13 protein-coding genes are annotated in these 15,969 nt (G+C 67.3%); 2 read left to right on the forward strand and 11 right to left on the reverse strand.

Annotation, left to right across the window (positions count from 1 at the left end):
* Positions 1–414: 414 nt before the first annotated feature.
* The 8 genes from ACQR1L_RS11395 to ubiE all read right to left on the reverse strand — a co-directional run bounded on the left by ACQR1L_RS11395 (position 415) and on the right by ubiE (position 10,646).
* Positions 415–1,137, reverse strand: coding sequence for a nucleotidyltransferase family protein (locus tag ACQR1L_RS11395; RefSeq protein WP_434858044.1), 723 nt, complete (start codon positions 1,135–1,137; stop codon positions 415–417).
* A gap of 157 nt (positions 1,138–1,294) precedes the next feature.
* Positions 1,295–1,600 (reverse strand): PilZ domain-containing protein, encoded by a 306-nt coding sequence (locus ACQR1L_RS11400; protein WP_315716899.1) that lies wholly within the window; start codon positions 1,598–1,600, stop codon positions 1,295–1,297.
* Positions 1,601–1,934: 334 nt separating this feature from the next.
* Positions 1,935–3,461 (reverse strand): tRNA (adenosine(37)-N6)-threonylcarbamoyltransferase complex ATPase subunit type 1 TsaE, encoded by a 1,527-nt coding sequence (gene tsaE / locus ACQR1L_RS11405; protein WP_434858045.1) that lies wholly within the window; start codon positions 3,459–3,461, stop codon positions 1,935–1,937.
* Complete coding sequence (locus ACQR1L_RS11410; RefSeq protein ID WP_434858046.1) at positions 3,458–5,965, reverse strand: PAS-domain containing protein; 2,508 nt, start codon at positions 5,963–5,965, stop codon at positions 3,458–3,460. The genes tsaE and ACQR1L_RS11410 overlap by 4 nt, the downstream gene beginning before the upstream one ends.
* Before the next feature lie 193 nt (positions 5,966–6,158).
* Positions 6,159–6,617 (reverse strand): dUTP diphosphatase, encoded by a 459-nt coding sequence (gene dut / locus ACQR1L_RS11415; protein WP_434858047.1) that lies wholly within the window; start codon positions 6,615–6,617, stop codon positions 6,159–6,161.
* Entirely contained in the window at positions 6,614–8,035 is a 1,422-nt protein-coding gene (gene coaBC, locus ACQR1L_RS11420; protein ID WP_434858048.1) for a bifunctional phosphopantothenoylcysteine decarboxylase/phosphopantothenate--cysteine ligase CoaBC, read from the reverse strand. Before coaBC ends, dut begins: the two co-directional genes overlap by 4 nt.
* Before the next feature lie 278 nt (positions 8,036–8,313).
* Positions 8,314–9,888 (reverse strand): 2-polyprenylphenol 6-hydroxylase, encoded by a 1,575-nt coding sequence (ubiB, locus tag ACQR1L_RS11425; RefSeq protein WP_434858049.1) that lies wholly within the window; start codon positions 9,886–9,888, stop codon positions 8,314–8,316.
* Positions 9,885–10,646 (reverse strand): bifunctional demethylmenaquinone methyltransferase/2-methoxy-6-polyprenyl-1,4-benzoquinol methylase UbiE, encoded by a 762-nt coding sequence (gene ubiE, locus ACQR1L_RS11430; RefSeq protein WP_434858050.1) that lies wholly within the window; start codon positions 10,644–10,646, stop codon positions 9,885–9,887. Before ubiE ends, ubiB begins: the two co-directional genes overlap by 4 nt.
* Before the next feature lie 106 nt (positions 10,647–10,752).
* On the opposite strand from ubiE, the gene mutM reads away from it, so the two are divergent.
* Together mutM and ACQR1L_RS11440 are read left to right on the forward strand one after the other, a co-directional pair.
* Positions 10,753–11,634, forward strand: coding sequence for a bifunctional DNA-formamidopyrimidine glycosylase/DNA-(apurinic or apyrimidinic site) lyase (mutM, locus tag ACQR1L_RS11435; RefSeq protein WP_434858051.1), 882 nt, complete (start codon positions 10,753–10,755; stop codon positions 11,632–11,634).
* A 62-nt stretch (positions 11,635–11,696) separates the two neighbouring features.
* Positions 11,697–12,179, forward strand: coding sequence for a cyclic nucleotide-binding domain-containing protein (locus ACQR1L_RS11440; RefSeq protein WP_434858052.1), 483 nt, complete (start codon positions 11,697–11,699; stop codon positions 12,177–12,179).
* A 246-nt stretch (positions 12,180–12,425) separates the two neighbouring features.
* Here the strand turns inward: ACQR1L_RS11440 and ACQR1L_RS11445 are convergent, their stop codons facing one another.
* From ACQR1L_RS11445 to ACQR1L_RS11455, 3 genes are all read right to left on the reverse strand, one after another.
* Positions 12,426–13,229, reverse strand: a complete 804-nt coding sequence (locus ACQR1L_RS11445) for an AAA family ATPase (protein ID WP_434858053.1) — start codon at positions 13,227–13,229, stop codon at positions 12,426–12,428.
* Between the two features lie 424 nt (positions 13,230–13,653).
* Entirely contained in the window at positions 13,654–14,442 is a 789-nt protein-coding gene (locus ACQR1L_RS11450; RefSeq protein WP_434858054.1) for a pentapeptide repeat-containing protein, read from the reverse strand.
* Between the two features lie 50 nt (positions 14,443–14,492).
* Positions 14,493–15,848 carry a peptidoglycan-binding protein gene (locus tag ACQR1L_RS11455; protein ID WP_434858055.1) on the reverse strand — a complete coding sequence of 452 codons (1,356 nt, stop codon included), beginning with the start codon at positions 15,846–15,848 and terminating at the stop codon, positions 14,493–14,495.
* Positions 15,849–15,969: the final 121 nt, after the last annotated feature.

Genomic DNA, 15,969 nt, shown 5'->3' on the forward strand with positions numbered 1-15,969 from the left:
CTGCGATTCGCGGGTGGACTCTCGGCGTCTATATAGGGAGCGGGGGACGGAAGGTCATACCCAGGGTGTGGATGGGTGTTGATAGGTGCGTGACCTTCCCGCGGGTGAGGCACCCCGTGCGGGAAAGTCCCAACTGCAGCTCCGTTTTCCGCTGTCATCGCCCGGTTCAACCGGGCGATCCAGTACTCCGTGACGGTCGGGTTTCGATCGATGGGCCGCGGCGTACTGGATCGCCCGCTTTCGCGGGCGATGACGGTGGATTTGTGGAACGAGCTACTCACCCACCGTCATTGCGAGCGCAGCGAAGCAATCCAGGGCCACGCCTGGAGCCCTGGATTGCTTCGCTGCGCTCGCAATGACGGAGACAAACGTAAGCGTCGCCGCATCGGGTCGGGCTGTGCGTCGGGACGGAGATTACGCCGCGCTCTCCAGCAGCGCCTCTTCGGCTTCCTTCACCGCGGCTGGCGTGCCCACATGCATCCACACGCCTTCGAGGCGCAGGCCGAACAGGCGGTCCTGCTCGTTGGCCTTGTCGAACATCTTTGTCAGCGAGAACTCGCCCTTCGGCGCCCCATCGAAGATCGAAGGCGAGATGATCGCGGCGCCGGCATAGACGAACGGGACGACCTGATGTTCCCGGCGCTTCCGGAGCGTGCCGTCGGCGAGCATCGCGTAGTCGCCCTGGCCGGAATAGCCGATCGAGGTCGCGGTGGGCGCCATCAGCAGCATGATGTCCATGCGCTCCGGATCGAAGGCGTCGGCGAGACGCGAGAGGTTCTGGCGCACGCCCTCGATCCACATCGTGTCGGAATTGACGTGGAAGAACGGCGCGTGGCCGAGCAGCGGCAGTGCCTTGACGACGCCGCCGCCGGTGCCGAGCACCTGGTCCCGCTCGTCGGAAATGGTCACGCGCGGCGAGCTGCGCGTCGCGGTGTGTTCGATGATCTGGTCGGCGAGGTAGTGGACGTTGACGACGGCCTCGGTGACGCCGGCTTCAGCCAGGCGGTCCAGGACATGGTCGAGCAGAGGCCGTCCGGCGACGCGCACCAGCGGCTTGGGCATCGTCTCCGTCAGCGGGCGCATGCGCAATCCGAGACCGGCGGCGAGGACCATGGCTTTGTGCGGCTTGACGGGCATCTCAGGCAATCTCGATCAAAGGTGGTATGCGCGAATCATACCACGCCAAAACATCTATCGTCTCGGCCGGTTGCGATAGCCTGACGCCATGACGAATATGCGACGGCGTCCCGCTGCCGTCGTGATGCAAGATGCCGCAGAGGTGTTTTGCCCGCCGTCAGGCCTCGGCGGCGGCGCGCTTGTTGGTCTTCTTCTTGCCCTGCTTCAGGAAGGTGACGCCGATCTGGTCGCCATTGACCCAGGCGAGCTCGCAGCGGCGGTAGGCGAGGCCGGTCGACGACAGCAGCAGGAAGAATTCCTTGAGGTGCAGGCCCTCGACGGAGCCCTCGACCGTCAGCTTGGCGCCGGTCTCGGAGACGTCCTCGATGGTGCAGTTGCGCCGCCAGGTGCCGTCGATGCCCATCATGAAAGCCGGGATGCCGCGCTCGAAGACGACGCGCTCGCCCTTCATCCGCTCTGCCATCGCACCCTCCATTCCGCACGGCGCAACGGGGCGCCGTAGGGCGCAAGGTAAGCGGGGATGGCTAAGAAGCGGTAAAGCTACGGGAGTATGTCTTGGGCCCAAACTGTCGCGCCAGCGGCTGTCCGCTCCCCTCCCCCTTGCGGGGAGGGGTCGGGGGTGGGGGTCCGCGAATGCGGAATGTCGTTGGGTGACGAGGTCCAGCAGCTCTCAGTTTTCATCTGCTGATGATCCCGGTTCTGCGCTCTTCACGCACGGCGTCGCCTGGGGACCCCCACCCCCGACCCCTCCCCGCAAGGGGGAGGGGAGCGCAGCGGTGGTGCCGTAACAGCGTGCCTCAAACGTCGGCCGGAGGCGGCACGTTGGCCGCATACCAGTCGCGGATCGGATCTAGCGCCGCATGCACCAGCGACCGGTGCAGATAGTCCCAGATGCGGGGCTGGTGCTTGAGGTAGTGCGGCTTGCCGTCGCGGCGGTTGAGGCGGGCGAAGGTGCCGAGCAGGCGGGTGTTGCGCTGGGCGGACAGGATGGCGTAGTCGGCACGGAAGGCGTCGGCGTCGAAGTCGGCGGACGCGGCCTGGCGCGCTGCGATGTAGCGGGCGAGCAGCGTCCCTTCGATATCGGCCGGCACGTCGATGCGGGCGTCCTGCGCCAGCGACACCACGTCGTAGGCGGGCGGGCCCATCACGGCGTCCTGGAAGTCGATCACGCCGACCCTCGCGATACCCTCTCGCGCGGGCAGCCAGAGCAGGTTCGGCGAGTGATAGTCGCGGATCACCCAGGTCTTCTCACCGGCGAGCGGTGCGTCCAGCAGGTCTCGCCACATCTCCAGGAATTCGGCGCGCAGCACCTGTGACGGCTCCACCCCGAGATCCGGCAGGTACCATTCGAGCATCAGGCTGATCTCGATCAGCATGGCGTCGACGTCGAAGGCCGGGACCTTGTAGGTGACCTGCGGGGCCAGCGGCAGTACCGAGGGGACGTCCTGCGCATGCAGCGCCGCAAGCAGATCGGTCGCGGCCTCATAACGCTCGACGATCGGGCGCGGCGGGTTGCCTTCGATCACGCCCTCGCGTCCGAGATCCTCGGTGATGAGAAAGCCGTGGTCGAGATCGGCATCGTTGATCTTCGGCGCGGAGATGCCACGGCCGCGCAGCGCGCCGGCGATCGCGACGAAGGGGCGAACGTCCTCGGCCAGATGCACGGCGCCGCTATACGGCTTGCCGTTGTAGATCGCCGGGCCATCGGGGCGCTTCGGGGAGTTCATCAGGATGAAGACGCGCTCACCCTTGTAGAGCCTTGCATAGGAGCGGGTCGAGGCATCGCCGGCCATGCGCTCGCGGCGCGACTTGGCGTGCCCCGCTTCGGCGAGGAAGCCGCGCAAGGCTTTCAGCCGCGCGACGATCGGCGCCGCCTTGCCGGTGCCGGTGATCTCGACGCTGCGCGCGCTGTCACCCTGGGATGGATCGTGGCGCAGCGCGATGTCGATCCGGTCCTGCGGCAGCGCATTGCCGGCGCGCTCCGGCCATTCGATCAGCACCACCGTCGCTTCGGGCAATGGCGAGAGCCCGATCTCCTCCAGCTCGGAAGGATCACTGATGCGATAAAGGTCGGCATGCACCAGAGGGAAGCTCGGCAGGTCGTAGCTCTGCGCCAAGGTGAAGGTCGGGCTCGGCACCTCGAGGTCGGCATCGTCGGCGAGATAGCGGATCATCGCCCGCGCGGCGGCCGTCTTGCCGGCGCCGAGATCGCCGGTGAGCGTGATCAGCACGCCCGGGCCGATCAACAAAGCGAAGTCGGCCATCAGTGCGGCGGTTGCCGTCTCGTCCGCCAACGGCGTGGTGAATGTCTGCCGGTCCGTCATTCCGCGGCGTTGCGTTGCGCGATGTGGTCGGTCGGGAAGTCACAGGTGACCGTGGTGCCCTTGCCGACCACCGAATCCATCCGCACCTTGCCGCCATGCAGCTCGACGAAGGAGCGCACCAGCGACAGGCCGAGCCCGGCGCCGCGATGCCGCGAGCCCTGCGAGCGGCTGACGAACCAGTCGAACATCTGGTCCTTGATGTCGGCCGGAATGCCCGGGCCGGAATCCGTGACCGCGAAGGCGACGCTGTGATCGGTGCGGCGGGCCGACACGATGACGGTGGAATCCTGCGGCGAGAAGCCGACGGCATTGGCGAGCAGATTGTACAGCACCTGCACGACGCGGCGTTCGTCGCCCACGAAGCTGCCGACATCGGCGGCGACCGCGACCTCGAGGCGGATGCGATCCGTGGCGAGGCGGTCCTGCACGCCCTCGGCGGCGGCCTCGATCGCCTTGGCGGCATCGACGGGGCCCAGCTCGAGCTTCATCGCGCCGGCATCGATGGTGGCAAGGTCGAGAATGTTGTTGGTCAGCGCCAGCAGCGCGTTGGTCGATTTCGTGACGTAGTCGAGATATTCGGCCTGCTTCGGCGTCAGCGGGCCGGTCGACGGATCCGACAGGAAATGCGCGAAGCCGATGATCGTCGTGAGCGGGGCGCGCAGCTCGTAGGACACGTGGTGGACGAAGTCGATCTTCATCTGGCCTGCGGCTTCGAGCGCCTCGTTGCTCTCGCGCAGGGCCCGCTCGACATTCTCGGTGTCGGTGATGTCCTGGAAGGTGAGCATGGTCGCGCCGTCGGGCAGCGGACGGCTCATGCAGTCGAGCACGCTGCCGTCCTTGCGCTCGAGCTTCAGCGCGACGTCGAGCCGGTTCTCGATCGAGGTGATGGCCTCGCGGATCGTGCGCCAGGCGACGGCGTCGTCGTAGAGCTGCAGGCACCAGGATTCGACGGTGTCGATATGCGGATGCTCGCGCAGGCGATCCGGCGACAGCCGCCACATCTTGGCGAAGGCCGGATTGAACAGCTCGACCCGGCCGTTCGAGCCGAACACCGCGACGCCCTCGGCGAGGCTGTCGAGGGTCTCGCGCTGGACGCGGATCAGGCCGTCGAAGCGGCGGGCGAGCGCAAAGCTTTCGGTGACGTCGTCGAACAGATAGGTCACACCGCCCTCGGGGTTGGGCGTGGTGATGACAGACATGGCGCGCCCGTCGGGCAGGAACCAGGTGTCCTTGGCGGCCTCGACGGCGCGATAGGCCTCGTGCAGCTTGGCCTTCCAGGCGCGGAAGTCGGCCTGCTCGGGCAGCTTGCGCGCGGCACGCAGGCGGTCGAGCACAGAGGAATCGTCCGGCTGGCTGTCGAGGAAGCTCGTCTCGAGATCCCAGAGCCGGCGATAGGAGTCGTTGTAGAAGGTCAGGCGGCGCTGGCCGTCGAACACGGCGACGCCCGACGACAGCTGGTCGAGCGTGCGGCGGTGCGCCTCGTGCATCCGCACCAGCGCCTCGGTGAGCGCCGCGGCCTCGCTGGCATCGATGGCGACGCCGGCGCTGCCGGCGCCGAGCGTGAAGGCGCGCACGTCGTGCATGCGGCGCTCGCCGCCCATGACGATCGGCAGCCGGCCTTCGAAATGTCCGCCGGCGCCAAGCGCGCGCTGCAGATCGGTGCGATCGGCGGAATCGAGCAGCTCCAGATTGCGGCTGATCGCGTCGGGCACGTCGCGCGCATCCGCCGCACGCGCGTAAGCCGCATTGACATAGCTGAGCGTGCCGTTGGCCTGCCGCGCCCAGATCGGCCAGGGCAGTGCGGAAGCGAGCGCGCGCAGCGATTCCGTCTCCTCGCCGAGCGCCTTCAGCCGAAGCTGCGTCTCGGCGAGCTCGCGGCGCAGGCCGGACAATTCGCGGATGCGCACGATGGCCTGGCCGCCGATGGCGCGGCCCATCGCCTCGATCGCTTGGCCATGCGACGTCGTCAGATGCAGCAGGAAGCCTTCGCCGGCCTCGCGCAACGCATCCACCGCGCGATCGATCTGCAGCGCCGGTTCGGGCGGAAGCCAGGTTCCGAAGGCGAGGATGCGGTGCGGCTGATCCGCCGGCACGAGCATTGCGGTATCGCCGGAGATCTGCGGGCGATGGCCGCCCGCGGGCCAGGCGATCAGGATCTGCGGCTCGGCGAACAGCAGCGCGCGGTAGCGGTCGGCCTGCAATTGCAGCTCGGCGACATCGGCGCGAAGCCTTGCTTCCTTCCGCGCGGCGGCAAGACGCGTGCGTACCAGCGCGATCGCGGCGACGACCGAGAAGCCGAGCAGCGCCAGCATCGCCGTGATCTCGGCGATGTCGGAACGGCTCAGCTCGAACAGAGTAGAGATCGCATCTCCCGGCACGCCATCGCCCGCGAGGACCGGTGTGGCCGGCGCAAGCGCAGTCGCAGCGAGACCCATCAGGCCCTTGCGCGCGAGTGACGTGCACGACAGCAGCGTCTGACGCATCACCACGATCACGCCCGACATATTTGCCCCAAACCGCACGAAAGTTCCGCGCGGCGCCGATCGCATCGACCGCGCCGTTTCACGAATCAATCAACAATACCCGCATCGGGACTCCAGCGGTAAGAGTCCAGACCGTGAACGGTGGTTGCACGGGATGAAAATGCGTTCATCGATGGGCGTAGCCGAGTCGGAACTGTGGCGAAGCGCCCGTAGTTCAACGGCCCGTCGAGCCGAACCCGCCGCTGCCGCGCGCGGTCTCCGACAGCGTCGTGGCGACGCTGAGTTCGGCGCGCACGACGGCGGCGATCACCATCTGCGCGATGCGTTCGCCACGGCGGATCGTGAACGGGGTCTCACCGTGATTGATCAGCAGCACGCAGATCTCGCCGCGATAGTCGGCGTCGATCGTGCCCGGTGAGTTCAGCACGGTGACGCCATGCCGCGCCGCAAGCCCGGAGCGCGGCCGCACCTGCGCCTCGTAGCCGTCGGGAAGCGCGATCGACAGACCCGTCGGTACCATCGCGTGGCGGCCAGGGTCGAGTGTCAGCGGCGCATCGGCCGGCACCGCGGCGAGCAGGTCCATGCCGGCGGCGTGCACGGTCTGATAGGCCGGCAGCGGCATGCCCTGGCCATGCGGCAGGATCTGAACGTCGATGCGGATGCTGGTCGTCACGCGGATGGTCCTATCGTTCGGGCGATCTCGGCGACGAGGGCGGTCGCGACCTCGTCCTTGGTCATGATCGGCCAGGACGCGACATGGACGCCGTCGGCATCCTTCGTCAAGAGATGCACGGTGTTGCGGTCGCCGCCCATCACGCCGGTTGCGGGCGAGACGTCGTTGGCGACGATCCAGTCGCAGCCCTTGCGCGCGAATTTGGCCTTAGCGTTGTCGATCAGGTGTTCCGTCTCGGCGGCGAAGCCGATGACCAGGCCCGGTCGCTTCTCCGTGAGCTTGGAGATGGTGGCAAGGATGTCGGGGTTCTCGACCAGCTGCAGCGGCGGGATCGCCTTGTCGGTTTTCTTCAGCTTCTGCCCGCCTTCATTGGCCACCCGCCAATCGGCCACCGCCGCGGCAAAGATCGCGACGTCGGCCGGCAATTCGGCCTCGACGGCGTCGAGCATCTGCCGCGCCGATTCGACATGCGTGACCCTGACGCCCTTGGGATTGGCGAGATCGACCGGCCCGGCGATCAGCCGCACGTCGGCGCCTGCGGCCTGCGCGGCGGCGGCGATGGCAAAGCCCTGTTTGCCGGAAGAGCGGTTGGCGATGTAGCGCACGGGGTCGATCGGCTCGTGCGTCGGCCCGGCGGTGATCAGCACGCGTCGGCCGGCGAGCGGGCGCGGCACGGGCGGCTTGAGCATCGCGACCACGGCGTCCGCAATCTCGGTCGGCTCGGCCATGCGGCCGACACCGGCCTCGCCCTTCTCGGCCATCTCGCCGGCGTTCGGCCCGATCATGTGGATGCCGTCGCGCTGCAGGGTCGCGGCGTTGCGGCGCGTCGCCGGGTTGCTCCACATCATCGGGTTCATCGCCGGCGCCAGCAGGATCGGCCGGCTCGCGGCGAGCAGGATCGCGCTGGCGAGATCATCGGCCGCGCCTTGCGCCATCTTCGACATCAGGTCTGCGGTCGCCGGTGCGACGACGATCAGGTCGCAGTCGCGCGCCAGCCGGATGTGGCCGACGTCGAACTCGCTGCGGGCATCGAACAGGTCGGTGAAGACACGGTCGCCGGACAGCGCGGACGCTGCGAGCTCGGTGACGAACTGGGTCGCGGCCTTGGTCATGACGCAGCGGACATGGATGTGGCGCTCTCCGAGGCGCCGGATCAGGTCGAGCGACTTGTAGGCGGCAATGCCGCCGCCGATGATCAGGGTAACGCGAGCCTCACGGGCGAGGCCGGGCTGCGGCACCAGCGGCTCGGGCCGGGGCGTGGGTGGCGTCGACGGCGGCTCGGACGGATCGACCGGCTCAATGAGCGCGCGCAGAATGACGCGCACTTCCTCCTCGACGGAGCGGCCGTTCTGCGCCGAGCGCAGCCGGAGATAGGTCTTCAGCGAATCGTCGAGCTTGCGGATGGTCAGGCTCGCCATGACCGCCTCCCCAGCATTGTCGTTGTGAGCGCAATGCTAGCAGAAAGCGATTGCAGTGCAATCATTCGCTGGCGTCGACCACCGACCCGGCGGCGGCCTCGGTGCAACCTCGCCCCGCTTGCGGGGAGAGGTCGGATCGCATCGCGAGATGCGATCCGGGTGAGGGGGCTTTCCGCACGGTCGGTGGGTGGGGCGGCCCCTCACCCCAACCCTCTCCCCGTGAAGGACGGGGAGGGGGAGCTCACCGTTGGCGGGGAGATGGCTCGACTCTCACCCGATCACAGCCTGAGCACCGCGAATAGGATGCCGATGAAGGTCAGCGCGATGACCCACAGGGCGATGGCGCGCCAGCGGCTCTTCTTGCCTTCGGTGCGGCCCATGGCGGCGATGGTTTCGGGCGACAGGCGCAGGCCGTCGCGGGTCATCGTTTCCATGTGCTCGAGCACGGCGGCGGCGCGGGCGGCGAGAATTGGCAACGTGGCCGTGATGCGGGCGAGGTCGCCGATGCCGGTGACGGCGCCCTCGATGCGGCCGAGGGGCCCAAGATTGCGCTCGATCCATTCGCGGACCACGGGGTCGGCGACCTTCCAGATGTCCAGCTTGGGATCGAAACCGCGCGCCACGCCTTCGACCACGACCATGGTCTTCTGCAGCAGGATCAGCTCGGGGCGGGTGCGCATGTCGAACAGGCCGGTGACCTCGAGCAGCAGGGTCAGCAGCTTGGCCATCGAGATTTCTTCGGCCGTGCGGTTGTGGATCGGCTCGCCGATGGCGCGGATGGCCTGCGCGAAATTCTCGACCGAATGATGCGGCGGGACGTAGCCGGCCTCGAAATGCACCTCGGCGACGCGGCGATAGTCGCGGGTGATGAAGCCGAGCAGGATCTCGGCCAGGAAGCGCCGCTCCTTCATGCCGAGCCGGCCCATGATGCCGAAATCGACCGCGACGAGGCGGCCTTGCTTGTCCAGGAACAGGTTGCCCGGATGCATGTCGGCGTGGAAGAAGCCGTCGCGCAGTGCGTGGCGCAGGAAGCTCTGGATCACCTTGCGGCCGACATCCGGAAGATCGACATTGGCCTGGGCGAGGCGGACGTGGTCGTTCAGCGCGATGCCGTCGATCCACTCCATCGTGAGCACGGTGTTGGCGGTGCGGTCCCAGTCGACCGCGGGGACGCGGAAGTCCGGATCGTCCTTGATGTTCTCCGCCATCTCCGACAGCGCAGCGGCTTCCAGGCGAAGGTCCATCTCCATCGCGACCGAGCGCGACATCGTATTGATGACTTCGACCAGGCGCAGGCGGCGGGCCTCCGACGAATGCGCTTCCGCCTTCTCGGCGACGAAGAAGAAGTCGGCGAGATCGCGCCGGAAGCGCGCCGAGACATTGGGCCGGAGCACCTTCACCGCGACAGCATGACGGACGCCGTCGCGCTCGACCTCGCCGCGATGCACCTGGGCGATCGAGGCGGCCGCGACCGGCGGGCCGAGCGAGGTGTAGAGCTGGCTGATCGGCCGTTCGAGCGCGGTGGCAATGACGGCTTCGGCCTCGGCCTGCGGAAACGGCGGCAGCCGGTCCTGGAGGGATTCGAGGTCGCGCGCCATGACGACGCCGACGACGTCGGGCCGCGTCGCCAGGAATTGGCCGAGCTTGAGATAGGCCGGCCCCATCCGCTCCAGCGCGCGTGACAGCCGCGGCCCGGACTTGGCGCCAGGGCGTTCGACCAGGCGCGCCAGTTTCAGGGCGAGCTGTCCGGGTGGCGGCGCGAGGCTGGGATCGACGGCGCCGAACACGCCCTCGCGCGCGAACACGAAGGCGGCTCGGGCGAGCCGGGAGATATGAGTCAGTGCTGAGATCACAAACGCCAGCCGGAATGAAGCGCGACGATGCCGCCGGAGAGGGTCTGCCAGGACACGCGCGAGAAGCCGGCCGCCGAGATCATCTCGCCGAAGGCATTGGGTCGCGGAAACTGGCGGATCGATTCGACGAGGTAGCGATAGGACTCGGCATCACCGGTGACGGCGCGGCCAAGCTGCGGAATCACGTTGAACGAGAACAGGTCGTAGAGCTTGTCTAGCCCGGGCACCTCGACGGTCGAGAACTCCAGGCACAGGAAGCGGCCGCCATGCTTGAGCACGCGATAGGCCTCGGCCAGCGCCAGCTCGATCTGCGGCACGTTGCGGATGCCGAAGGCGATCGTATAGGCGTCGAAGGAGCGGTCGGGGAAGGCGAGCTTCTCCGCATTGCCCTCGACGAACGAGACCTTGTCGTCGAGATATTGCTTCAGCGCGCGCTGCCGGCCGACCTCGAGCATGTCGCCATTGATGTCGCAGACGGTCGCGTGGAAGCCGGCGCCGGCCTTCCTGGCGGCACGGAAGGAGATGTCGCCGGTGCCCCCGGCGACGTCGAGCAGCGCGAACGGCGCATCGCTCTTCGGCGGGTTCAGCGTGTTGATCATGATGTCCTTCCAGACGCGGTGCAGTCCGCCCGACATCAGGTCATTCATCAGGTCATAGCGCGAGGCGACGCTGTGAAACACGTCGTTCACCAGCGTCTGCTTCTCGCCCAGAGGCACGTCCCTGAAGCCGAAATGAGTGGTCTGGTCCGTCTGATCCATCACCCTTACTCCGATACGGCACCATAGCGCCGGTGCGGCCAAGGCGCTATCACGTCAGCCGGACAAGGTGAATGGTCGCACGACGCAAAAGGTGAAATGAACTGGGATGCCTGAGCTGCCCGAAGTCGAAACCGTCCGGCGCGGGTTGCAGCCGGTCATGGAAGGCGCCGTCATCGTCAACGCCGAGGCGCGGCGCGGCGACCTCCGGTTTCCATTCCAGCCCGATTTTGTGAAGCGCCTGCAGGGCCAGACCGTCCGGGGTCTCGGTCGCCGCGCCAAGTATCTGCTGGCCGATCTCGGCTCCGGTGACGTTCTGCTGATGCATCTGGGCATGTCCGGCTCATTCCGGGTGATCAAGCCCGAGCACGAGGAGACGCCGGGCGAGTTTCACTATCCGCGCGGCAAGGACAGCGTGCACGACCACGTCGTGTTTCACATGTCTTCCGGCGCCGATATCGTCTTCAACGATCCGCGCCGCTTCGGCTTCATGAAGATCATCGGCCGCGGCGAGATCGACACCGAGCCGCATCTGAAGGGACTCGGGCCGGAGCCGCTCGGTAATGCATTCGATGCGGCGATGCTGGCGAAGGCCTGCGCAAACAAGAAGACCAGCCTGAAGGCCGCGCTGCTCGACCAGCGCGTCGTTGCCGGGCTCGGCAATATCTATGTCTGCGAGGCGCTGTTCCGCGCGCATCTGTCGCCGCGGCGACTGGCCGCGACGCTCGCGACCAAGAAGGGCGAGCCGACCGATCACGCCAGGCGCCTGGTCGAAGCGATCCACACCGTGCTGAACGAGGCGATCCGTGCCGGCGGCTCGTCGCTACGCGACCATCGCCAGACCACCGGCGAGCTCGGCTATTTCCAGCACTCGTTCCAGGTCTATGACCGCGAGGGTGAGCCGTGCCGGACCGAAGGCTGCGAGGGCGTGGTGAAGCGCTTCGTGCAGAACGGGCGGTCGACCTTCTGGTGCCCGAAGTGTCAGCGTTGAGGTGACGGCTGGAACGCCCGCGGTGCGCTTGTAGGGGCTGGGTGCGGGCGTATACTCGCGCCATGGCTGTCAGCTCGCCCGACCTGAAGGCATTCCTGCTCGCCACGCCGTTCTTCGGCGGCCTGTCGGACGCGAGCCTGGATCGGCTCGTATCCATGCTGGTGGAACGCCGCTTCGAGGCGGGCGCCACCGTCGTCGCCGAGGGCGAGCCGGGACGCTCGATGTTCGTCGTTCACAGCGGCACGCTGGAGGTCAGCGAGCGTCTGCCGACAGGCGGCGTGATCCACATGTCGAATCTCGAGCCCGGCGATTTCTTCGGCGAGATGACCTTGCTGGAGATGCAGAACAGGTCGGCCACGGTGATCGCGGAGACTTCGACGGTACTGTACGAGCTGATGGCACGCGAGCTCTATGCGTTCTACAAGGCCGACATCCAGGCCTATGTCATCGTGATGCAGAACATCAATCGCGAGCTATGCCGCCGCCTGCGCCGCGCGGACGCGCGCATCAAGATTCTGGAGATGCGAGAGGGCGGGGCAAGGTAGAGCGACACTCCCCCTGTTGGTACGGGACTAACGCCATTGAGACGCTGGCATCGTGCAATGTGCTCAGTGCACCTCGCCCCGCCAGGGCGAGGCGAAGCTTCGCTGGGGCGGGGAGAGGTCGGATCGCATCATCAGTACAGGTCTCACGATTAGCACCACCCGTGCGGCTGCCCCTCACCCCAACCCTCTCCCCGCAAGAGCGGGGCCAGGGGGCATACCGCCTTTGCGGCGAGGGCTTCGATCTAACTAAAGGCCCGCCTTCCAGTTGATGCCGTTGTCGGCCCAGGTCGGGTAGGCGCGTGCCACTGGCAGCTTGGGATCTTCCGGCTGTGGCGTCAGCATGATCGGGAATTCGACTTCGGTGTGCTCGCTGGCGTCCTTCAGTTCGCCGGCCTCGTGCATGACGTGGTCGCCGGCGAGCTTGCCCGCGGTCCAGCGCCACAGGCTCTTGATCTCCTGTGCCGACTTGCCGCCGGGGTCGAACTCGCTGACGCCGAGGCCCGCGGCGAGCGCGTCCTGGTGGTCGTTGCGCATCATGATGAAGGGCTGCGCCAGCACCTCGGCGATGTCGCGCGGCGCGTCGGCATCAAGCGCGGTCGTCGCGTCGGTGATGCGATGTCCAGCGCGGATCGGCGCCTGGTTGAGGACAAAGGCGAATGGCTTGCGCCAGGCTCTGACGACGCTGAGCGTCGGCGCCGTGGCCTCGATGTCGGCGACGCTCGGCCGCGCCGGGATCAGGCAGAGATCGCAATAGCGGATTGCGGCCGTGCTCGATGCGGTGATGCCCGCGCCGGTGTCGATCACGCAGACGGTGACGCCGTCGCGCGCCAGTGCCTCGAGGCGCGGCTCGATCATCTTGGCGTCGTAGACGGCTTCGACGATCGGCTCGGCGGCGCTGCGTCGCGCCTGCCACTTCGTCAGCGTGCCCTGGCGGTCGGTTTCGATCACGCGCACCTTGTGGCCGGCCTGCTGGGCCGCCACGGCGAGACCGATGGCGAGCGTGCTCTTGCCGCTGCCGCCCTTCTGCGTGGCCAAAACGATCGTGTACATCGGGAGACAGTCCTTCGGATGTTGACGGAACTTATGAGAACGCCAAAGCTGAGTGCATCGCGACCCGCGCAACGCAGAGCTATTCTCGCTCAGGACAGTCCCGGCCCGATCCGACTGTGAGAAGAGGGATCGCGGTGGTCCGAATCAGCACGCCGACAAAACTGTTCGAACTATCTCATGCGCGGCCTGTGATTGGACAGACCGTTTGACTACGGCGGGAGCCGTTCCGAGCTGATAGCAAGGTGCTAGGAAGAGAGCGGCACGGAGCCGCGGGCGATCGTTCGGCATCGCCGGGCATCGTCCCGCGCAGTCGCGATGCTGCACATGAGATCCCCGTCGGCCGCCGTTGGGCCCTTAATTTTTTCTAAAAGGACATGCTTAATTTAGCGTAAACGCCGGCCGCAGCGCACAGCGCCGGGGGCGGTCAGTCTTCGTCCGCGAAGACGTCGATGCCGAGGCTGCGCAGCAGATGATGCTGCTGGCTTGCGGAGACCTGCAGCCCGGAAAAGCTCTGGATTGCCTGCAGGTCGAAACCGGACAGGTCGGCACCGCGGAGGTCGGCGCCGGTCAGATCGGCCAGCCGCAGCGCCGCGTTGCCGAGATTGCTCCCGCGCAGCGAGGCGTTGACCAGCGAGGTGCCCTGCAGTTCGGCGCCCGACAGGTCGCAGTCGAGAATGCGGAGCGAGGACAAGTCGGCCTCGCGCAGCACCGCATTGTCCAGCCTGCAGCGCTCGAACATGCCGGCCAGCCGGACCGCCTTTTTCGCCTTCGTCGCGCGGGGCGAGCGGAATGCGAAGGCCGGCTTCTCGAAGGTCGCCCCCGACATTCGGCAATCGGAGAACGTCACGTCCCAGAGATCGCAGGCGTTGAACGTCGCGAGCATCAGGTCACAGTTGCGGAACACCGCGCCACGCAGGTCGCAAAACCGGAACGTGCATCCGGCGGAGGCTGCCGTGTCGAAGAAGCGGCAGTCCTCGAAGTGCGCGCCGGACATGTTCACATTGGCGAATTCGCAGGCGCTGAAGCGGCAGCGCGTCCATCGCGATGTCGCGAGATCGCCGCCGACGAAGCGCGTGGCGCTCGCGCTGCAATCCTCGAACCGAGCCGAGTCCGGCAGGTCGTCGTCGAAACTGAAGTCCGACAGGTCAGCGCCGACGAGTCCCCCGGTCCTCTGCAGCGTGCGGCGATTGGCGTCGTCATCGTGCTCGGACATTCAGATGAGACTCCGCCCCCGCGACGATGTGGCTGCCGCCAGGAAATGGGCTACTTGCGGACGCAGATCACGCGAACCGTCGCCGCCCTGGCGTCGAGCGAACTGCCGTCGGGCTTGACGCCATGCGTCGCTAGAAAGGCGCGCGTCGCATCGGCGCTGACCAGCACGGCCTGGGCTGCCGGCACGCTTGCCGCGCCCGCCACCACCGCCGGCTTCAACAGCGTGACGCCGGCGAACTTGCCGTCGCCGTCGAGGGCGGCGGCGCCGGAGAAGCCGAGACCCGGTGCCGGCGCGAGCGCGGTGTCGCTGACGAGTTGCGCCTTCGCGATGCTGATCGCGGCACTTCCGCCCTGGCTCTGCGGATCGGCTATGCCGACGATCTCGATCGCTGATTTCGTCGTTCCGCCCGACAACGCCAGCGGCTTCAGGCCGCGCGCGCCATAGACGCGCAACAACGCCAGTCCACGCTCCTTGTCCTCGGCGATGCGCTCGGCGGGGCCGAGGCTGGGAATGGTGATCGCAACGCAGGCGTCGGTCACCTCGCGATCGGCGACGACGGCGCCGTCCTGGCTGACGATGATGCCGGTGCCGTAGTCGACGCTCCGCCGCGGCGCCGGCTGGGCCGCGAGCGCGGCCGCCGGGAAGGCGGTGAAGGCCGAGGACATCGCGATCACCACCGGCTCCACGGTGTTCTCGGTCGCCTGGTCGTAGAGGATGGTCAGGATGCGCACCTCGTCGCCCTTGAAGGCGCCGCGAATGTAGAACTTCTTGAGATTCTGCAGGCCCGACAGCACGAAGAAGTCCGGCTTCACGACGCTGTAGTCGACCGTGCGGCCCGGCTCCTTCTTCTCACGGTCGGCAAGCGCCGCTGTGGTCGGATTGGCCTCCTTGCGGCGTGACAGCACGACCTGCACGGTGCCGGTCGGCGAGGTCCATTTCGAGCCGTTGGCGTCGCTGGTCTGCTGCGGCACCAGCTTGGTCGGAATGCCCAAGCGCGCGCCGCTGGTCGGCTCGGTCACGAGTTTCCAGCCGACGCCCTCCTGCTTGCGTCGTGCGGTATCGGCGAGCACGGCCCGCTCCTGCGGGTTCAGCACGCCGGTCGGCTTGCCGCCCTTAAGCTTCTGATACTCCTTGATCGCATTGACCATGCGCTCGCTGACGTCGCCGGTGATGGCGCCGTTGTACTGGCCGACCCAGGCGAGATCGGATTGCAGCGCCAGCCGCTCGGCCTGAGACATCGCATTGGCGGTGTCGGCCGGCGCCTGGACACCAGGACGGATCGGCTGGGTCGCGACCGGTTTGGGCTGGGCGCCCGGCAGCGCGCCCTGCGTCGGCGGCGTCTGGGCCCCTGCCGACGAGCCTGCGGCGATCGCGCAGATGAAGGTTGCCGTGGCCAGCCGTCTCATGACAAATCCCGCTGCTCTTGCCGCTGACATAAATAAGCACATCTGCTTGGTCGGTCACAATCCGGCGAGGGTTCAGTGGGGAGATGTCCAGTCTCCATGGGTCGGCTGACCGCGATCCGGC

It is taken from the genome of Bradyrhizobium sp. HKCCYLR20261, from assembly GCF_051168435.1.
In the GTDB taxonomy this organism is placed as follows: Bacteria; Pseudomonadota; Alphaproteobacteria; order Rhizobiales; family Xanthobacteraceae; genus Bradyrhizobium.

Bases quoted from the DNA above. Each gene is read 5' to 3' on its own strand.
- ACQR1L_RS11395 (WP_434858044.1), bottom strand. From the start codon at position 1,137: ATGCCCGTCAAGCCGCACAAAGCCATGGTCCTCGCCGCCGGTCTCGGA.
- ACQR1L_RS11400 (WP_315716899.1), bottom strand. From the start codon at position 1,600: ATGGCAGAGCGGATGAAGGGCGAGCGCGTCGTCTTCGAGCGCGGCATC.
- tsaE (WP_434858045.1), bottom strand. From the start codon at position 3,461: ATGACGGACCGGCAGACATTCACCACGCCGTTGGCGGACGAGACGGCA.
- ACQR1L_RS11410 (WP_434858046.1), bottom strand. From the start codon at position 5,965: ATGTCGGGCGTGATCGTGGTGATGCGTCAGACGCTGCTGTCGTGCACG.
- coaBC (WP_434858048.1), bottom strand. From the start codon at position 8,035: ATGGCGAGCCTGACCATCCGCAAGCTCGACGATTCGCTGAAGACCTAT.
- ubiE (WP_434858050.1), bottom strand. From the start codon at position 10,646: ATGGATCAGACGGACCAGACCACTCATTTCGGCTTCAGGGACGTGCCT.
- mutM (WP_434858051.1), top strand. From the start codon at position 10,753: ATGCCTGAGCTGCCCGAAGTCGAAACCGTCCGGCGCGGGTTGCAGCCG.
- ACQR1L_RS11440 (WP_434858052.1), top strand. From the start codon at position 11,697: ATGGCTGTCAGCTCGCCCGACCTGAAGGCATTCCTGCTCGCCACGCCG.
- ACQR1L_RS11445 (WP_434858053.1), bottom strand. From the start codon at position 13,229: ATGTACACGATCGTTTTGGCCACGCAGAAGGGCGGCAGCGGCAAGAGC.
- ACQR1L_RS11450 (WP_434858054.1), bottom strand. From the start codon at position 14,442: ATGTCCGAGCACGATGACGACGCCAATCGCCGCACGCTGCAGAGGACC.
- ACQR1L_RS11455 (WP_434858055.1), bottom strand. From the start codon at position 15,848: ATGAGACGGCTGGCCACGGCAACCTTCATCTGCGCGATCGCCGCAGGC.